The sequence below is a fragment of the Parafrankia elaeagni genome (genome assembly GCF_000374165.1).
Taxonomy (GTDB): Bacteria; Actinomycetota; Actinomycetes; order Frankiales; family Frankiaceae; genus Parafrankia; species Parafrankia elaeagni.
In genome coordinates, this window is sequence record NZ_KB893728.1 from 86351 (window position 1) to 102517 (window position 16167).

The 16167-nt window shown below is 72.5% G+C and carries 13 protein-coding genes and 1 pseudogene; 4 read left to right on the forward strand and 10 right to left on the reverse strand.

Going from position 1 to position 16167, the window contains the following annotated elements:
* Window positions 1-2 precede the first annotated feature (2 nt).
* From B207_RS0116960 to B207_RS0116980, 5 genes are read right to left on the reverse strand one after another with little or no spacing between them, the layout of a single operon-like run.
* Window positions 3-977 carry a tetratricopeptide repeat protein gene (locus tag B207_RS0116960; protein ID WP_018637759.1) on the reverse strand — a complete coding sequence of 325 codons (975 nt, stop codon included), beginning with the start codon at window positions 975-977 and terminating at the stop codon, window positions 3-5.
* Window positions 955-3459 (reverse strand): Hsp70 family protein, encoded by a 2505-nt coding sequence (locus tag B207_RS0116965; protein ID WP_063820928.1) that lies wholly within the window; start codon window positions 3457-3459, stop codon window positions 955-957. The genes B207_RS0116960 and B207_RS0116965 overlap by 23 nt, the downstream gene beginning before the upstream one ends.
* 31 nt (window positions 3460-3490) lie before the next feature.
* Entirely contained in the window at window positions 3491-4141 is a 651-nt protein-coding gene (locus B207_RS0116970) for a hypothetical protein (protein ID WP_018637761.1), read from the reverse strand.
* Complete coding sequence (locus B207_RS0116975) at window positions 4125-5729, reverse strand: hypothetical protein (protein WP_026311142.1); 1605 nt, start codon at window positions 5727-5729, stop codon at window positions 4125-4127. Before B207_RS0116975 ends, B207_RS0116970 begins: the two co-directional genes overlap by 17 nt.
* Complete coding sequence (locus tag B207_RS0116980; RefSeq protein WP_018637763.1) at window positions 5726-6919, reverse strand: serine/threonine-protein kinase; 1194 nt, start codon at window positions 6917-6919, stop codon at window positions 5726-5728. Before B207_RS0116980 ends, B207_RS0116975 begins: the two co-directional genes overlap by 4 nt.
* Before the next feature lie 509 nt (window positions 6920-7428).
* Here B207_RS0116980 and B207_RS40685 point away from each other — a divergent pair.
* Both B207_RS40685 and B207_RS0116990 read left to right on the forward strand, forming a co-directional pair.
* Window positions 7429-9255, forward strand: coding sequence for a serine/threonine-protein kinase (locus tag B207_RS40685; RefSeq protein ID WP_051102561.1), 1827 nt, complete (start codon window positions 7429-7431; stop codon window positions 9253-9255).
* 365 nt (window positions 9256-9620) lie between these two features.
* Window positions 9621-10733 (forward strand): hypothetical protein, encoded by a 1113-nt coding sequence (locus B207_RS0116990; protein ID WP_018637764.1) that lies wholly within the window; start codon window positions 9621-9623, stop codon window positions 10731-10733.
* Between the two features lie 556 nt (window positions 10734-11289).
* Here the strand turns inward: B207_RS0116990 and B207_RS0116995 are convergent.
* The 5 genes from B207_RS0116995 to B207_RS0117010 all read right to left on the reverse strand — a co-directional run bounded on the left by B207_RS0116995 (window position 11290) and on the right by B207_RS0117010 (window position 14438).
* Window positions 11290-11949: a TetR/AcrR family transcriptional regulator gene (locus B207_RS0116995; RefSeq protein WP_018637766.1), complete on the reverse strand. Its 660-nt coding sequence runs from the start codon at window positions 11947-11949 to the stop codon at window positions 11290-11292.
* A gap of 47 nt (window positions 11950-11996) precedes the next feature.
* Complete coding sequence (locus B207_RS41545; protein ID WP_018637767.1) at window positions 11997-12221, reverse strand: hypothetical protein; 225 nt, start codon at window positions 12219-12221, stop codon at window positions 11997-11999.
* Between the two features lie 23 nt (window positions 12222-12244).
* Complete coding sequence (locus B207_RS42890; protein ID WP_407671422.1) at window positions 12245-12475, reverse strand: histidine phosphatase family protein; 231 nt, start codon at window positions 12473-12475, stop codon at window positions 12245-12247.
* A gap of 30 nt (window positions 12476-12505) precedes the next feature.
* The gene (locus B207_RS0117005; protein ID WP_154675409.1) at window positions 12506-13576 is read right to left on the reverse strand and encodes an alpha/beta fold hydrolase; all 1071 of its coding nucleotides are present in this window, start codon (window positions 13574-13576) and stop codon (window positions 12506-12508) included.
* A 235-nt stretch (window positions 13577-13811) separates the two neighbouring features.
* Window positions 13812-14438: a peroxiredoxin gene (locus tag B207_RS0117010; protein WP_018637769.1), complete on the reverse strand. Its 627-nt coding sequence runs from the start codon at window positions 14436-14438 to the stop codon at window positions 13812-13814.
* A 205-nt stretch (window positions 14439-14643) separates the two neighbouring features.
* Between B207_RS0117010 and B207_RS0117015 the strand changes: the two genes are divergently transcribed.
* A complete protein-coding gene (locus B207_RS0117015; RefSeq protein ID WP_018637770.1) occupies window positions 14644-15507 on the forward strand; it encodes a hypothetical protein in 864 nt (287 codons plus the stop codon).
* Window positions 15497-16036: pseudogene (locus B207_RS34275) on the forward strand (DUF1731 domain-containing protein); the annotation flags it as partial. The gene B207_RS0117015 and the pseudogene B207_RS34275, both read left to right, overlap by 11 nt.
* Between the last annotated feature and the right edge of the window lie 131 nt (window positions 16037-16167).

Consider the following 16167-nt stretch of genomic DNA (forward strand, 5'->3'; position numbering starts at 1 on the left):
TCTCAGCCGGGCGGCGTGATGCGCAGGGTCACGGTGCGGTTGCGGATGCCGTCGGCGGGGGAGTCGGGGTAGGGCGCGACGGCGCTGCCGGCCGCCGCGACCGTGAGAGCGGCCGCGGGGACGCCGGCCGCGCGCAGGACCTGCGCGGCGGCGGCGGCGCGGGCCAGGCTCAGCGTGGTGTTGTCGGTGAACGGCCCGCCCGGTCCGACCGGGACGCTGTCGCTGTGGCCGACGATCTCGGCGGCGACGCCCGGGATGGCCGCCAGCCGGCCGCCCGCCGCGGCGAGCGCCGCGCGGCCCTGCGGGCTCAGGGTGTCGCGGCTGGCGAAGACGGCCTCGCGAAAGACGGCGACCACCTGGTCACCGGCCCTGGCGAGCGTCACCTCCGGCCCGGCGAGGCGCGCCGCCAGGTCCGCCCCGCGGGAGGCCGGCGCGGCGGTCACACTCCCGGCAACGGCGGGAGCTGCCGTGGCGGTCGCGGACGCCGAGGTGGCGCTGGCTGGTTCGTCCTGGTCGTGACCGAGCCACCAGCCTCCGCCGAACGCGATGGCGAGGGCGAGGGCAGCTGCCACGGTCACGCCTCCCCGGACCCGGCCGCCGCCGCGGCGGGTGCGCAGCTGGTCGAGGCGGCGCAGGCCCGCCGTCGCCCCGGCCGCCGTCGGGTCGAGGGCGAGCACGGCCCGCCAGTGCCGCTCCGCCTCGTCGAACCGGCCCTGCTGTGCCCGGATCCGGGCCAGCAGGTCGTGCTCGACGGCGGTGTGGTCCCGTCCGTCCGCCAGCGCGCCGAGCAGGCGCAGGCCGTCCTCGTACCGTCCCGCGCGGGCGAGCCTGGCCGCCCGCCCACGGACGGCCTCGCCGAGCAGCGCGGCCTCGCCGAGCAGCGCGGCCTCGCCCAGCGGCGCGGCCTCGCCGAGCAGCGCGGGCGGGCCGTTGCCCGTGGGGCCGGCGCCACTCTCAGCGCTGGGGCTTGTAGACACCGCTGACGTCCTCCCCGCCGTCCGGCCCGGCGCCGCGCGGGAGCAGCTCGATGAGCTCGCGGTTCACCGACCGCAGCGCCTCGATGTCGTTGCCGTCGACGGCGCGCCGGCCCTTCGCGATCAGTCGCGCGGCCGCGGCCTGGTCGGTCAGCTCGTCACGCATGCCGGTGAGCTGGGAGAAGCGGGCCATCACCACCGCCCCTGTTCTGCGGTCGACCACGGTGGCGAGGTAGGCGGCCAGCTGGTCCACCAGGGTCCGCAGATGCTCGGCATCCCGGCTCTCCAGGGCACGGCGGACGTCGGCGGCGAGCAGTTCGTAGCGCCGTCGGTCCCGCGGCTCGCCGTACTCGTCGATCAGACCCGGCGCGTCGCGCAGCACCCGGTTCGCCCACTCGACCAGCGACGGCCACTCCAGCGCCTGCTCGACGGCGTCGAGCCTGGCCTGCAGGTCCAGCAGGCGCCTGCCGGCGGTGCCGGCCGCGTCGGTGTCTCCGTGCTCGGTCGCGGCGACGTCGTTCTCCAGCTGGTCGACCACCCGCTCGCCGTCCAGCTCGTCGAGGATCGCGAGCGCGGCCGGGTCGGCGGTGCGCCGCGCGTCCGTCTGCAGGCCGTCCAGCCGCTCCTGCTCGGTCCGCAGCGCCCGGCGAAGCTCGGCCGGCTCCGGGGCGCGCTCGGTGGTCAGGTCGTGGAAGGCCTCGAACTCCTCGTCGAGGACCGGCACGTACGCCCGCGTGGTGACCAGTCGGGAGGCGTCGATCTGGATCTCCACCTCGATCTCGCTGTTCTTCGGGATGTCCCGGGTGACCTGGTCGGCGAGGATCTCCAGCGCGCCCACCTGCCGGTTGCGGCTGGCCCGGGCGTGCTCGCCCTCCACGATCGGGATCCGCAGCAGGCCGCCGGACTCGCCACGGGTCAGCCGCACGGTGCTGCGCAGGATCTCGCGGGCCTTCTCCGGGATGCGGGTTCCCTTCGTCAGCAGCCAGGAGACCTCGTTGCCGGCCAGCGTGACGCCGATCGAGTGGGTCAGGGTCGCGGCCGGTGCGACGACCCCGACGGTGTACGTCAGCTCCTCGGGCTGGACCTTCTCCCGGGCCCCGGTCGGCCCCTCCAGGACGATCTCGTAGACGTTGCGTCGCTCGGGCTCGGCCCGCAGCGTGGTGATGAACGTCCCGGCCGCCGGCAGGACGACCTTCCCACTGCGCCACGGCGGCCGGGCCCCGGCGTTGACGAACTCGACGGTGAAACCGTCCAGCACCCGCCCGGCCGGGCCCCGCACCACCCCGCCGACCACCGGTTCCGGATCGGAGCCGATCGGCTTGTACTCCAGGTCCACCGTGTAGGAGACGTCCGGGCGGACCGGCTCCGCGGGCAGGCGCTGGGTCCCCGCGAAGATCGCCGCACCGCGGGCGACGACCGTCATCGGGTCCTGGCTGACGTCCAGCTCGATGCCGAGGCCCTCGTGTAGCCGGCGGCGCAGGTAGGGCGTGAGGGTCGGGCCGCCGACGAGCAGCACCCGGTCGATCCGGTCCGGCGTCAGCTGGCTCTCCCGCAGCGCGGCCTGGCAGATGTTGACCGCCCGGGCGACGAACGGTTCGGTCAGGGCGTCGACGTCCGCGCTGTGCAGCTCGTGGACGAACTCCACCGGGGCGCCGCGGGAGTCGGCGCACAGTGGCGGGTCGCTGATGTCGACCAGCGCCGAGTCCGCCGAGGACAGCTCGATCTTCGCGTTCTCCGCGGCCGCCTTCAGCTTCGCGATCGCCTGCGCCCAGGTCGGCTCACCCCGCCCGAAGCCGGGCAGGGTGTACTGCCGCAGCAGCGCGGGGATCAGCAACTGCTCGACGATCGCCCAGTCGATGAGCTTCCCGCCCAGGAAGTTGTCGCCGCGGTGGTTGACGATGTCGAACTCGCCGTCGCGGACGTGCACGACCGAGGCGTCGAACGTGCCGCCGCCAAGGTCGAAGACGAGCCGGTAGATGTTGTCCTCGTCGCGCTGGAAGCTGTAGGCGAGGGCAGCCGCGGTCGGCTCCTGCAGCAACGGGGAGAGCTCCAGCCCGGCGGCCTCGGCGGCCCGCCGCGTCGCGTCGGTCTGGTTCAGCTCGAACGCGGCCGGCACCGTGATGACGGCGGCCCGGACCTCCTCGCCCAGCTGCCTGGTCACGTTCGCCTTGAGCGCGCGCAGCACGTGGGCGGACAGATCCTCCGGGCCCAGCTTCAGGCCGCTGTTGGCGAAGGATGTCAGCTGGTCGCGCAGGCCCATCCTGAGCTTGAACTCGGCGGCGGCGTTCGCCGGGTCGGACTCGACCCGTTCGCGGGCGCGTTCGCCGACATGAATCCGCCCGGCGCGGTCGGCGTACACGGCCGACGGCGTGGTGTCGTGCCCGAAGGCGTTCTTGACGATGCGGGCCTCGGTGCCGTCCAGGACGGCGATCGCACTGTTGGTCGTCCCCAGATCGATGCCGAAGTCCATCGTTGATCGCGCCATCATGCCTCCTGGCCGGTGAAAGGGGGATGGGTCAGCCGCCGCCGTCGCGGGCGGCGGTGTCGGGCGGGGCAGTGTCGGGCGGAGCGGTGTCGCGTGAGGCGGTCTCGCGTGAGGCGGTGTCGGGCGGGGCGGTGCCGGGCGGGGCGGGAATGCCGACCACGACCTCACCGGTCTGCACCCGCTGGCCGTGTAGGTAGACGCTCGGCCGCAGGGTCTCCAGGACGATCTCGCCGCTCAGGCCGGCGGTCTGCTGGAACTCGAGAACCTGCAGGTCGAGGCCGGAGTCGTAGCGGGTGCGGTCGTGCTCCTGGATCTCGACCCCGGCCGCGGTGAGGGTGCCCCACAGGGAGTCGAGCTGGCGCTGCAGGCGGCGGGTGTCCGCCGGGCCGGCGGGCTTCGTCCGATCGGTGCCGCCGGCCAGGTCGGACAGGCGCCGGCGCAGCCGCCAGAGGCCGGTCGCGAGCTCGGCGACCACCGGCTGCCCGAGCGCCCGCGCTGTGGCGCCCGTAGCGCCCGTGGCGTCGGGTGCCGTCGTCGAAGTGGGCCCGGAGGCATCCGCGGTTCGGGTGGCCGAGGAGGCCAGCCGCAGTGCCTCGGCCCATTCCGCGGGCAGTGCCGGTCGGGCTATGCGGAACTCGCGGGGATGGCGCCACTGGCGCAGGCCCTCAACCACCGGTGACACCGAGCGGTCGTTCGCCTCGCTGCCAGCCCTTGCCACGCAGGTCCGCCAATGGTGGGAAGGAATCGATGCGCGCCCGCTCCCGTCGCGCGGCGGGCCAGCTCACGGCCATCCCGTCGACGAGGAAGGCGATGACCGCGGCGAGAACGCCGAGCGCGACGAAGCCGCCGCCAGCGCCGGGGAACAGCATCGAGGGAACGCTGATCGCCACGAGGAAGTACAGGACGGTACGCAGGGCCATCCGCCAGCCGCCGCTCGCCCTGCGCAGCTCGCAGGTACGGCAGCGCGGCACGGTGATCTCACCCTTGCTCCACTGCACGCCCTGGAAGGTCCGAACCACCTCGCCGTGCATCCAGACCCTGACTCCCGAGCGTTCCTCGGCCGGCCGGTCCCGGCAGACCCAGCAGACGATGTGCAGAGCGGACGACTCGAGAAGCGCCCGGTTCTCGGCCAGCCGCTCGCGGATGGCCTCGGAGCCCGCCGTGCGCTCGGCCCGCGTCAGCAGCTCGGTCATCGTGAGGTGATCGCGGGCGGCGTTGTCTCCCGCGGCGCGGGGCACGCCCCTGGTCCGGTCGAAGGCCAGCAGGCAGTGCAGCGTCTCGAGGGCGACCTTGTCGTGCGCGCGGACCCGCGTCGGCTCCTCGGCGGGCAGCAGGACGTCGATCCGTTCCAGCAGCTCCGCGGACTCGGTGAGGATCCGCTCGGCCTGGGCCAGGCCGTCCGTCGAGGTGTTCTCGGCGATCCGGACGGCGCTGTCACACAGGGTCGTGACCTCGTTCGCCCAGGGGGTGCCCGCCGTGCGCAGTGCGGCCCCGAGGGCCTCGTCGGCGGTGGGCCCCAGCCGCGCCGCCCGCATCGCCGCCAGCTGTCGCTCGGCCCGTCCGAGGTCGCCCGCGGTGAGGGCCGCGACGGCGAGCTCGGCGCCGATCGCGAGCAGCGCGGTCGGCAGCGCCGCCCGGACGTCGGCGGCCAGGCTCTCGTCGAGCCGGGCGTTGCCGGCCTGCCGGATGCGCGCCGCGAGACCCTCCCAGACCCGATCGTCGTCCAGGACGTTCTCCCAGCGGCGATGGACCGAGAGCCAGTCAGGGGGCGGACCACTCGTGTCGGTGGCGGCCTGCTCGGCGTCCAGGGCCTGCAGGTGCTCGAGCACCGCGAGGTTGTGGACGGCACTCGCGGCCTCCGCGGACGCTTCCGGATCGGTTCGGGCCGCTGCCGTGCTCCAGTGCCGCACCGCGGACGCCGTGTCGCCGGTGGCCAGGGCGGCGAGCGTCGGGTCCGGCTCGCCACCCGTGCCGCTGGTGGCGACTGGCCAGAACCAGAAGAACTCGTCGACCAGCCGCTGGCGGGGGTCCCCCAGCCGGTCGAGGGCACCGCGGAGGTCCTGGGCGGACGGCGCCGGCCGCAGCGGCAGGACGTCCGACACCGGCAGCTCGCCGCCGGTCTTCTCGATCACGGCGAGCATGTCGGACTTCCGCCTGATGTCCCGCCCGGTCGCCGCCAGGGGCAGGCCGGTCACGCGGAAGGCGTTCTGCCGGTAGAGCCGTGGCGACAGTCGCCCGAGGAGACCGGAGTCGGTGTGCCGGGTCGTCATCTCGCCACCCCCCTGCGCCACAGCCGGATCCGGGACGCATGCTGTTCACGCAGATCAGGCCAGGCGGCGCAGGCCTCCTCCATCAGATCGGCGGCGTGGCCGTACCGGCCGGCGGCAGCGGCGGCCACCGCCCGGGCAGCCAGCCGCTCCGCCGCAGCCTGCCCGTCGGCCGCTGCCCGGTCCGCGGGTAACGCGCGCTGGTCCGCGGGTAACGCGCGGCGCTCCGGCGGCGCCTGGCCGCCGGGCGAGGCCCGGCCGAACGTCTGCTTGCCTGCGGCGATCTCCTCTGCCGGCACGGGTTCCCGCAGCGGCCGACGGGCCGCGGCCGGGGTGTCCGGCCGCCACGCCTCCAGCTCGGTGAGCAGCTGCGCGGCCGACGGGTAGCGCTTCGCCATGTCGAAGGACAGCGCCCGGGCGACGATGCCGTCCAGTACCGGGTCCACCGCGTGCCGCACCTCGCTCGGCGGCACGAGCGCCGATCGGTGCCACGACGCCGCGACCGGGTCGCCGGCGCCGCGCTGCGGATAGGGGACCTGGTCGGTCAGCAGCAGGTAGAACACGACACCCAGCGACCAGACGTCCGCCGGCATCGATGACAGGTGTGGGTGGAGCAGGGTCTCCGGTGCCATGAAGGCAATCGACCCCTGGGAGCTCGCCAGCAGGGTCAGGGCGCTGACCTTCCTGGCGAGGCCGAAATCGCTGACCCGCACCCGCAGGCCGGCCCCGTCATAACCGACCAGGATGTTCTGCGGAGTGATGTCACGGTGGACGATCGGCGGGGACTCCTGGTGCGCCACGGCCAGACCGCGTGCCGCCTGGCGGATGACGTCAACCGCTGTCGGGACGGGCACGTACCCCTCGCCCTGCGAGCGCCAGAAGTCGTGCAGCGTACCGCCGGCGACGTATTCCATGGTGAAGTAGGCGTGAACGCCGCCGGACGTCTCGACGGTGTTGGCCTCGAACACCCGGACGATGTTCGGGTGTGCTATGCCGGAGAGCAGCATCGCCTCGCCGAGCGCGTCATGCACCTGTTCTGTGGACATTCCCGCCTGCCGGAAGACCTTCATCGCCTGCCGCTTCCTCAGATATCGGTGCCTGACCCGGTACACCTCCGCGAACGCACCGGCGCCGAGTAGTCGCTCCACCGTGTAGGTGTCACGGACGACCTGCCCGTCGCGTAACAGAGCCATGGGTCCGAACCTCCGGCAGCGCAGTACCAGACAGGGGTTCCACGGGGCCGGCTCCCACCGTCTGCTCCGGTCCTCGGGGATGGACTGGCGCGCGGTCGGGCGGGTGCGAGCGCGCTGGGCCTGCTGATTGTCCCGCTGTTTCCGAACCGCGTCGCCGCTGCCGGCCGCCGTTGTCTGTCAGGATGACGACAGGCCGCCGAGATGTCGAGCCCACAGGTTTCTTGTCTAGCAGCAACAAATTTCCTCCCTGCTGTTCTCGTGCGGCGCACAGCCGTCACGTCAGTCTTCTCTCCCTCAGCGCGTCGCTGGGAGGAGAAACCGAAGAACGGTCTCTCGGAAAACCGATTTCTGGCTGGATCCCGCGTTCTCCCGGGGCCCGGTCGGAACGATTTCCGATGGGTCGGGGTTGTCGAGGGCTGGCTTCCTCGTGATGATGCTGCGGTGGTAAGGATGCGGCGCTCGGGGCGCTCGGGGCGCTCGGCGGGACTGCGCGACCGCGGGAGTATCCGGTGATCGTCGACCGGTCGCGGGTGGCCGCGGCCGTGCCGAACTACGTGCTGGGTGAACAGCTCGGCTCGGGGGCGTTCGGCCTGGTGCTGCGGGCCGAGCACCGCCGGATGCGCCGCCCGGCGGCGATCAAGGTGATGCCGGCCGAGGGCGCGCGGATAGACTTCGCCGCCGAGGCGCGGCTGCTCGCGGGGCTGGACCATCCGCACGTCGTCCGGGTGTACGACTACATCGAGGCCGACGATCTGTGTCTGGTCGTGATGGAGCTGCTCGCCGGCGGCACGCTGACCCGGCGGCGGGCCACGCTGAGCGCTGGGCAGACCTGCGCGGTGGGCCTCGCGGTGGCCGCGGCGCTGGGCCACGCCCACGACCGCGGGGTGCTGCACCGCGATGTCAAGGCCGACAACATCCTGTTCGCCGCGGACGGGACGGTGAAGGTCGGCGACTTCGGGATCGCGAAACTGTTCGAAGGGTCGGCGGCCACCGTCAGCAAGGTCGTCGGCACGCCGATCTACATGGCGCCGGAGCAGATCGACGTGGGCGGCCGGCTCGGACCGGCAACCGACCTGTACGCCCTCAGCGCCGTTCTCTACACCCTGCTGGCCGGCCGGCCCCCGTTCGACCCGAAGCAGCCCCTGCACCTGCTGTGGCACCAGCTGCGCAACGAGCCCGCCCCGCCGATGGACGGAGTGCCGGGCTCCGTCGCCCAGGTGGTGCTGCGCGGGCTCGAGAAGGACCCGGCGGCCCGCCACCCGGACCCGGCGGGGTTCGCTCTGGACCTCGCCGGCGCCGCGGCGGAGGCCTATGGTGTCGACTGGATCGCCCGCACCGGCATGCCGCTGCATCTCGACGACGCCGTCCGCCGTGCCGCCGTCCGCCCTGTCACTGTCCGCCGTGCCGCTGTCCGGTCACCGGCCGATGCGGTGACGGAACTCGTCCAGGACATCGTCGCGGAGGGGCCGACTGCGCGCCCCGACGGGCTGCCCGCATTCACCGGCCCGGCCCCGGGCAGCGCCGGATCCACATCGGGCACGGCGGTCACAGCCAGCGCCGACACCACCGAGGGCCGGTACGCGGGCACCGTCGGCGCGGAGGAGTTCGCCCGACTGCGGCACGCCCACGGCGCCGACCATCACACCACCCTGGCTGCGGCGAACGAGCTCGCTCTGCGGCTGAGCGCCCTCGGGCGGCACGAGGAAGCCCGCGAACTCGACGAGGACGTGCTCGGACGGCTGCATCGTCAGCTGGGGCCCGACCATCCGGACACGCTCACCTCCGCCCACAACCTCGCGGTCGACCTGACTGCGCTCGGTGCGGCCAGCCGCGCCCGTGACCTGTGTCAGGACACGCTCCGGCGGCGCCGGAGCGTCCTCGGGCCCGACCACCCGGACACCCTCGACACGGCGCACAATCTCGGCATGCTGTGCAGCGCCGGCGGCGAGCACGGGGCGGCGCGTGAGCTGGGGGAGGACACTCTGGCCCGGCGCCGGCGGGTGCTGGGGCCCGACCATCCCGAGACCCTGACCGCCGCCTTCAACCTGGCCGCGCGGCTGGGCGCCCTCGGCGAGTTCGAGGCGGCGCGCGAGCTGGGGGAGGACACTCTGGCCCGGCGCCGGCGGATGCTGGGGCCCGACCATCCCGAGACACTGGTCAGCGCCTTCAACGTCGCCTTCTACCTCGGCCGTCTCGGCCGCTACCTGGACGCCGGCGACCTCTGCGCGGACATCCAGGAGAGCCGTGGCCGGAGCCTCGGCCCGGGCCACCCCGACACCCTCGCCGCCGAGGATGCCGTCGCCTGGTGGTTCCACCAGGCCGGGCGTGACCTTTAGCCGCCTTTGGATCCGATGGCGGCCACAGCCGTCGGCGCGGTTTGTTGCTGCCACCGAACGGCGGCCTTGTGCGCATAGATCGGCGCCTTTTGTTCTGGCTGGACGAGCAGTTCTCGCCGCCGTTAGGCTCGCTCTGCTGGTGGGCGTATAAGGGTCATGTGGGTGACGGCGGATTCTGTCGTGCGTCGGCTCGGACAACTCGGAGAGCACGAGCCGCGGGCGGTTCTCCGTCATTGGCCTGATTCGTTCTGTCCAGCGGGTCGTCCGTCGTGGCCCGCCCTGCCGGCGGCAGGGCGGCACGGCGGCTGACTCCGTCACGTCTTCGTAGATACTCGGGAAAAATTCGGGGGTTTCTGGTGGAGCTTGTGTCGACGTACTCACACCTGAGTGACCGGCTTTTCGCCGAGCAGATCATGGAATCGATCAGGGAACGGCACGGGGTCGACCTGCGGGCGATCTTCGCGAATGACGCGCTGAGTGAGAGGAAGAAGGCCCGGATCGCGCGGGTACGGCTCCTGGAGGCACTCCTGGAGGAGGTGGGCCGGCCGGGCTCCGGCGCGACGGGCCTCGAGGCCACCGACTTCGACCAGGACACCGCTCTCGAGAGGATGCTGGACACCGAGGTTGACATCGAGCCGAACCTCTCGATGACGCGCAGCGACGCGAACTTCGTCATGGGTCTGCGGGGTGACGACGTCAGGCAGTATCTCAGCTCGCTCACGAAGCGCTTCGAGAACATGCAGAACGCCAAGACCCCGGGCCAGCTCGCGATGGAACTGGTTGCTGGCGGCCTGATCAGCGTGGGCGTCCCGATGGCGGTCGAGACGATCAAGGCGCTGCGTGCCGGGCAGGCCCTGCTCACCGCAATCCGCACCGGTATCACCAGCATCGGCCTCAAGACCGCGATCGGTGCTGTCGTCGTGGTTCTCGTCGGATTCCTGCTGTACCTGTTCCTCGAAAACCCGAAGAAGATTCTCGGAATGGTCATCAACGACACCGACGAGCACCTTGTCGTCAAGGAGTGGGAGAAGGGGGTGGATGGAAAGAAGGCCGGCGACCTGTATATGGCCTTCGGGCACATGGCCTCCTTCATGCAGGACAACGAGGGAGGGCTTGTCTCGCCGAAGGTCCAGGTCAGGGCGCGCGTCAACTTCGGGCCGAGCGACCCGGAGAACCTCGTGTTCGCCGGAATCTACTTCGCCGACCGGAACTTCGGGATGCGCGGCGCCGAGGGGGTCATGATCTTCAGCTCGCCGAAGATCCGGTTCGCGCACCTCTTCGCCGTCCCGTACTTCGAGGACAACGGTACGTACATCGGGTTCGTCACCGAGGGCGAGGACATCGAGAAGATCTACAATGACTTCTACGGGAAGCGGCAGGTCTCCGTCTCCTACACCGAGAGGAACTACCGGCTCGCCGCGAATGTCAACGCGCCCAGAGGCGGTGTTGTGGCCTGTATCGCCTCCATCGTCCAGTGACGGCCGGCGCTCCGCGGGCGGCGTGGGCAGGAAGCCTGACGGGGCCAGGTAACCGGCGCTGACGGAAGCGCCGTGACAGGCCGACCTCACGACCGCGGTCGCGAGACCGGCGAGGACCGGTGACACAGACCCGCCCGATAGCGGCTTCGTCGAACCGGTCCTCGCTCGGCTCGCCCTGTGGAACCCGGCTGTCGCCAGGGACCGCGACTGCGCGGTGCCGCGCGGTGGTGCTCGGCCGGATCCGCCGAGTAGGCCGGGGCCGCGCCGGTTCCCGCCGCGGCCCTGACTGCCCGCTGAAAGGGATCAAAAAGCTGTCGCGGACAACAACCTCACCCTGCGGGAGGTCGTCGAGCACCAGCTCCGCGCGATGCGCTCGCCGTTCGTCGGCTCGCCGCTGACCGTCGCGAACGAGATCCAGCGCTGGTTCGAGAGCGGTGGCTTCGAGGGCATCAACCTCACGGTGACGGTGCGGCAACCTCGGCCTGCGGGTGTCGGAGAACCGCCACACGGCGGCGCGGCACCGGCTGCGGGCAGCCGGCTCGGCTGGCGAGGGGGTCTACCAAGCGCCGTCCTCGTCCGGTTCGCCGGCACCGTCATCCTCCGACCCGGTACCCGCGGCGGTACCCGCGGCGAGCGCGCCGCTGTCGTAGCGGTGCAGCAGACGCTCCACCAGCGCGCGTGTCTCGGCGTGGCCGTCGGTGAGTCCCAGCGGATCCTCGGCGACGAAGCCGCGCGAGACCGCGCCGATGAGGAAGAGCAGGGCAGCGGGCGGGATGTCGTCCGGGCCGGTGCCGAAGTCCGGCAGCCGGCTGGCGAGGAGCTCCGCCTGCTGTCGGCGGAACCGCCGGGAGTACTCGGCGATCTCGTCGCGGATGCTCTTGCGGTGGTTGGCGAGAGCCATGAACTCGGAGAGCAGCGCGGTGCGGGCCGGCTCCACGCTGAGTTCCCACAGGGCCCGCAGCGGCTGCGCCTCGGTGAACACGCGGGCCTGCCGGGCGAGGTTCTTCTCCGCGCCGTGCCGGAAGACGGCGAGGAAAAGATCATCCAGGGTCGGGAAGTAGTAGTGGATCAGAGCTGGCGTGACCCCGGCCGCCTTCGCGACGCTGCGCGAGCTCACCGCGGCGTAGCCGTCCTGCCGCATCAGGCGCTCGGTGACGTGGATCAGGAGCGCGCGGGTCCGGGAACTCTCGGCGCCGGTTCGGCGGGGGCTGACCATAACCGCATTGTGGGTCACGCCGCGGGAGCCGCACGCTGTACTCCCGCTCAGCTGCGGTTCTCCCGGCTGGGCAGGATCGTGTGGAAGCCGTCCGTGGCTCCGTGCAGCACCAGCGACCAGCGGCTGCTGCCAGCCGAGGACCAGCGGTGCGACCACCAGGTCAGTGAGGCGTGGGCGACGGAGAAGCCGTAGGACAGCGGGGTGACGGCCGGCACCCCCATCAGCAGCCGGTGGGTCGCCTCCACCGTCTCGCCGTGGGCGATGACCAGCACGCGCTGGCCGCGGTGCAGCTCGGTCAGCTCCCGCAGGCAACCGCCCGCGCGGATGAGGAACCCGCTCCAGCTCTCCGAACCGGGGGCGAAAGGCCGGCCTCCGGCCGGTGCGCCGCCTGCTCGCGGCCCCGCGGGGTCAGCCCGGTGCAGCCGCGGTCGCCCCCGGCGATGTTGCAGTGCGCTTCGCCGTGCCTTACCAGCAGCAGATCCGTGTCGGTGTCGGACATCCAGCGGCCCCCGTCCCGTGGGTTCATCCCGAACCCTGCCGGTGCGAGCCGGCGCGGTCAGGTGAACGGGCGCAGCGGCGCGGAAGGGTAGGCGGATCGTCCAGGTGCGATGGTTTTGTCCGTCGCGAGGTCCGTCGCGAGGTCTGCTGCGAGGCGCCCGAAGTGGCGTTCGACCGCGGCCAGCCAGGCCAGCGGTCGGCTGGCGTGCGGGCTGTGGTCCGCCCCCGCGATCACCGCCAGGTGCGCGCGGGAAATGGTCCGGGCCAGGGTCTGTGCCGAGTCGCGCAGGCCTGAGTCCCGCTCGCCGACGATGACCGTCGTCGGGCAGCCGATCTCGTTGAGCCGGTCGACCATCGAGGGGTAGGCCCCCAGCTCGCGGCCGAACGCGACCAGCGCTTCCGGATCGATCCGGCCGAGTCCCTCGACCTGGTGGTCGGCGGCGCTGCCGTGGCGCTCGGCCGCCCCGGCCCGCTCGTCGACGACGGAGAGCTCGCTCGGGCCGCCGTCGGCCGCGGGCTCCGGGTCATGCGCGCTGTGGACGGCGGTGGCGATCGCCGCGGCGCCCTCCAGCAACGCGGACACGACCCGCCGGGCCGCCCCGCCTGTCGCGGAGGCCGGCTCGGCAGCGGTGTCGACGAGCACGAGGGAGCGCACCCGCTCCGGATGGTCGAGCACGTAGCGTAGTGCCACCACTCCGCCCATCGAATGGCCGACCAGGTCGACGGCGTGCGGGCCGAGCGTGTCCAGCAGCGCGACGAGGTCCGCCAACAGCAGGTCGAAGGTGTAGGAGGGACGCCCGCCGGCGGCCCGGTCGCTGGCACCGTGGCCACGGTGGTCGTAGGCGATGACCCGGCGGGTGCTGGCCAGCTCGGGAGCCACCCGGGCCCAGTCCGCGGTGGTCCCCGCGATGCCGTGGACGAGGACGACCGGGGTGGAATCCGGCGGGACGGCGCCCTGGGCTGTGTCGGTCCGCGCGGAATGCAGGTCCTCGACGTGCAGGTCGAGGCCGGCCGCCACGCGGATCCGCCGCACCGTCGGCCCGTCCGGTCGCCTGTCCGCGGGCTGGTCCGCCGACGACCCGAACGAGACGGTCCGGTCGGCCGGCCGGTCAGCCGTCTGGTCGGTCACGGACAGCACCTCTCGTCGGGCGTCCCGTCGTGTGTCCACGCCGGTGTGTCCATGTCGGTCGGCGCCGGGGAGAGGCAGAGAACCCCACCCCGACACCGGATCCGGAGCCGGCCATCCACTCGGGTGACCAGACGGTCAGACTGCCATCCGGCCGGGCAGTCCGCTGGCCGAACGGGTCAGCGGGTCAGCCGTCCTGCGGTCAGCCTGTCCGCCGACGATCGACCGGATGGACCGGTCAGGGGGCGTCCGCGTAGCGGAGGTAGGGCTTGATCTCCTCGACGTTGCTCAGCTTCGCCCGGGCGTCCTCGGTCGACAGGGCCGGCGAGACGATGACCCGGTCGCCGGGCTTCCAGTCCGCCGGGGTGGCGATCGGGTTGGCGTCGGTGGCCTGCAGTGCGTCGATGACCCGGACGATCTCGTCGAAGTTGCGGCCCACCGACTTCGGGTAGGTGAGCGTGAGGCGCACCTTGTTCGCCGGGTCGATGATGAAGACCGAGCGCACCGTGGAGGTGTCCCCCTCGCCGGGGTGGATCATCCCGTACAGCTCGGCGACGCTGCGGTCCGGGTCGGCGACGATCGGGAAGTTCAGCGGCGTGCCGCCGACCTCGCCGATGTCCGGGGCCCAGCCCAGGTGGTCCTCGACCGGGTCGACGGACACGGCGAGCGCCTTGGTGTTGCGCTTGGCGAACTCGGTCTGCAGCGCCGCGGTCCGTCCCAGCTCGGTGGTGCACACGGGCGTGAAGTCGGCCGGGTGGCTGAAGAAGACCACCCAGGAGCCCTCCTTCCAGGCATGGAAGGAGATGTCACCCTCGGTGGTGGCGGCAGTGAAATCGGGCGCGATATCGCCCAGCCGAAGGCTCACAGAAGAATCCCTTTGTCGGTAGCGGTGAACGGACGTCCACCAGGGCCGGCCGGTCCTGGCACCCCTGAAACTACCCAAGCCGCCGCCCCGGCTCCCGGATCCCCGCAGGCGTGATCAGCCTCTCGGGCCTGCCGGAGCATGTTTGTGCCGGCTGTGATCGGATTGCTCCGCCGCCTGCGCGAGGCGGGGAGAGAGGAGGTGCCGGATGCCAGAGCCCGAGGGCGAGCTCGATCTGCCGATACCGGTGCCGCGAAGGCGTCGGCGCTGGGCGGTGCCGGAGACCCCGGCCCCGGCGCAACAGACCGCGGGCCTGCCGATCTCGGCCCAGTACGCCGCGGTCCTGGCCATGCTCGTGTGGGTCGTCGCGGTCGTGGCCGGCTGGGTCCTCGCGGGTGCACTGGGTGGCCCGCCGCTGGCCGGTGCCGTGCTGGGAGCGGCGGTGGAGCAGGTTGTGGAGGGGCTCCTCGTCGTGCCGGTCCTGGCACGGCGGAGATCGCGGCCGTGTTCCGATCCGGTACGCGGCCGTGTCATTGCCGCCGGCGCCGGGCTGGGAGCGGCGGTGGCGGACGTGAGGACGCTGGGGAGCAGGCGGGGCCCGGTGCGCAGCGTGGCGGTCGTCGGCGCGGCGCGCCGTCCGCGGGTGATCCTCGGAGAGCAGCTGGCGGCGTCGGCTCCCCCGGAGCTGGAGGTCCTGGTCGCTCATCAGATTGTGAGAAGCCGTGGGCTGATCCCCCACCGTCTCATCTCGGCCCAGATCCTGATCTGGGCCGCGCTCGGCATGCTGATCGACTGGTTGGACACCAACGCGGCGGCCGCCCTCCTGCTCATGCTGATGACAGGTCTCTACTCGGGGCTCCTTGCCACGAGCCTGTGTCTGAAGTCCGCCGACCGGCGTGCGGACCGTCGCGTCGGGGAGGCGCTGGGCGCCGGGCGTCTCGCCGACGCGCTCGAGAGCCAGCAGCGGGTCGGCGAGATCTGCCCGCCCGGGTTCAGCCTCTGGATCTACCTCGTATGCCCGCAGTCTGCTCTGCCGGATCGCCTCGCTCGCCTGCGGGCCGCACAGCGTTGACATCGCACGGAACTGGGAACGCGCCCAGGCCGACGCCCCGACCCCGGACACCCGCCGGGTCGCGCTCCGTACGTCGATGGTGATGGCTCCCGGTCGGGGCGGCGCGTTCGACATGCTGCTCCGGCTGACCCGGTGCGGCCTCGGCGGGCCGGTCGGCGGCGGGCGGCAGTACATGTCCTGGATTCACGGCCGCGACTTCGCGCGGGCCGTCGATCTTCTTCTCGCCGATGACACATTCGCGGGGCCGGTCAACCTGGCTGCGCCGAACCCGCTGCCGCTGCGTGCCTTCATGGCGGGCCTGCGGGGTGCGGCCGGCGTGCGGTTCGGGCTGCCCGCCACGCGTTGGATGGCGGAGATCGGCGCCTTCACGCTCCGCAGCGATACCGAACTTCTCCTGAAGAGCCGCCGTGTGGTGCCGGGCCGCCTGCTCCGCGCCGGCTTTGTCTTCGACTTCCCCACCTGGCCCGGCGCGGCCGAGGATCTGGTGGCCCGGGTTCGTGACGGCGCCGGTGGCATCGCCGGCGCCTGACGCCGGTCCCATCCCGGCCCCGGCTCCGGGTGAGCGCGTCGCGGCCGGTGACCAGCTGCGGTGCCCACGTTGACGTGAACGTCAGGACCACCTGCCGACCGAGGCCAGGCGCTGCGGTCCCGCGGTTACCA

What these genes read in the sequence shown, in the direction of transcription:
- B207_RS0116965 (WP_063820928.1), bottom strand. Translation starts at nt 3,459, where the DNA reads ATGGCGCGATCAACGATGGACTTCGGCATCGATCTGGGGACGACCAAC.
- B207_RS0116975 (WP_026311142.1), bottom strand. Translation starts at nt 5,729, where the DNA reads ATGACGACCCGGCACACCGACTCCGGTCTCCTCGGGCGACTGTCGCCA.
- B207_RS0116980 (WP_018637763.1), bottom strand. Translation starts at nt 6,919, where the DNA reads ATGGCTCTGTTACGCGACGGGCAGGTCGTCCGTGACACCTACACGGTG.
- B207_RS0116995 (WP_018637766.1), bottom strand. Translation starts at nt 11,949, where the DNA reads ATGGTCAGCCCCCGCCGAACCGGCGCCGAGAGTTCCCGGACCCGCGCG.
- B207_RS42890 (WP_407671422.1), bottom strand. Translation starts at nt 12,475, where the DNA reads ATGAACCCACGGGACGGGGGCCGCTGGATGTCCGACACCGACACGGAT.
- B207_RS0117015 (WP_018637770.1), top strand. Translation starts at nt 14,644, where the DNA reads ATGCCAGAGCCCGAGGGCGAGCTCGATCTGCCGATACCGGTGCCGCGA.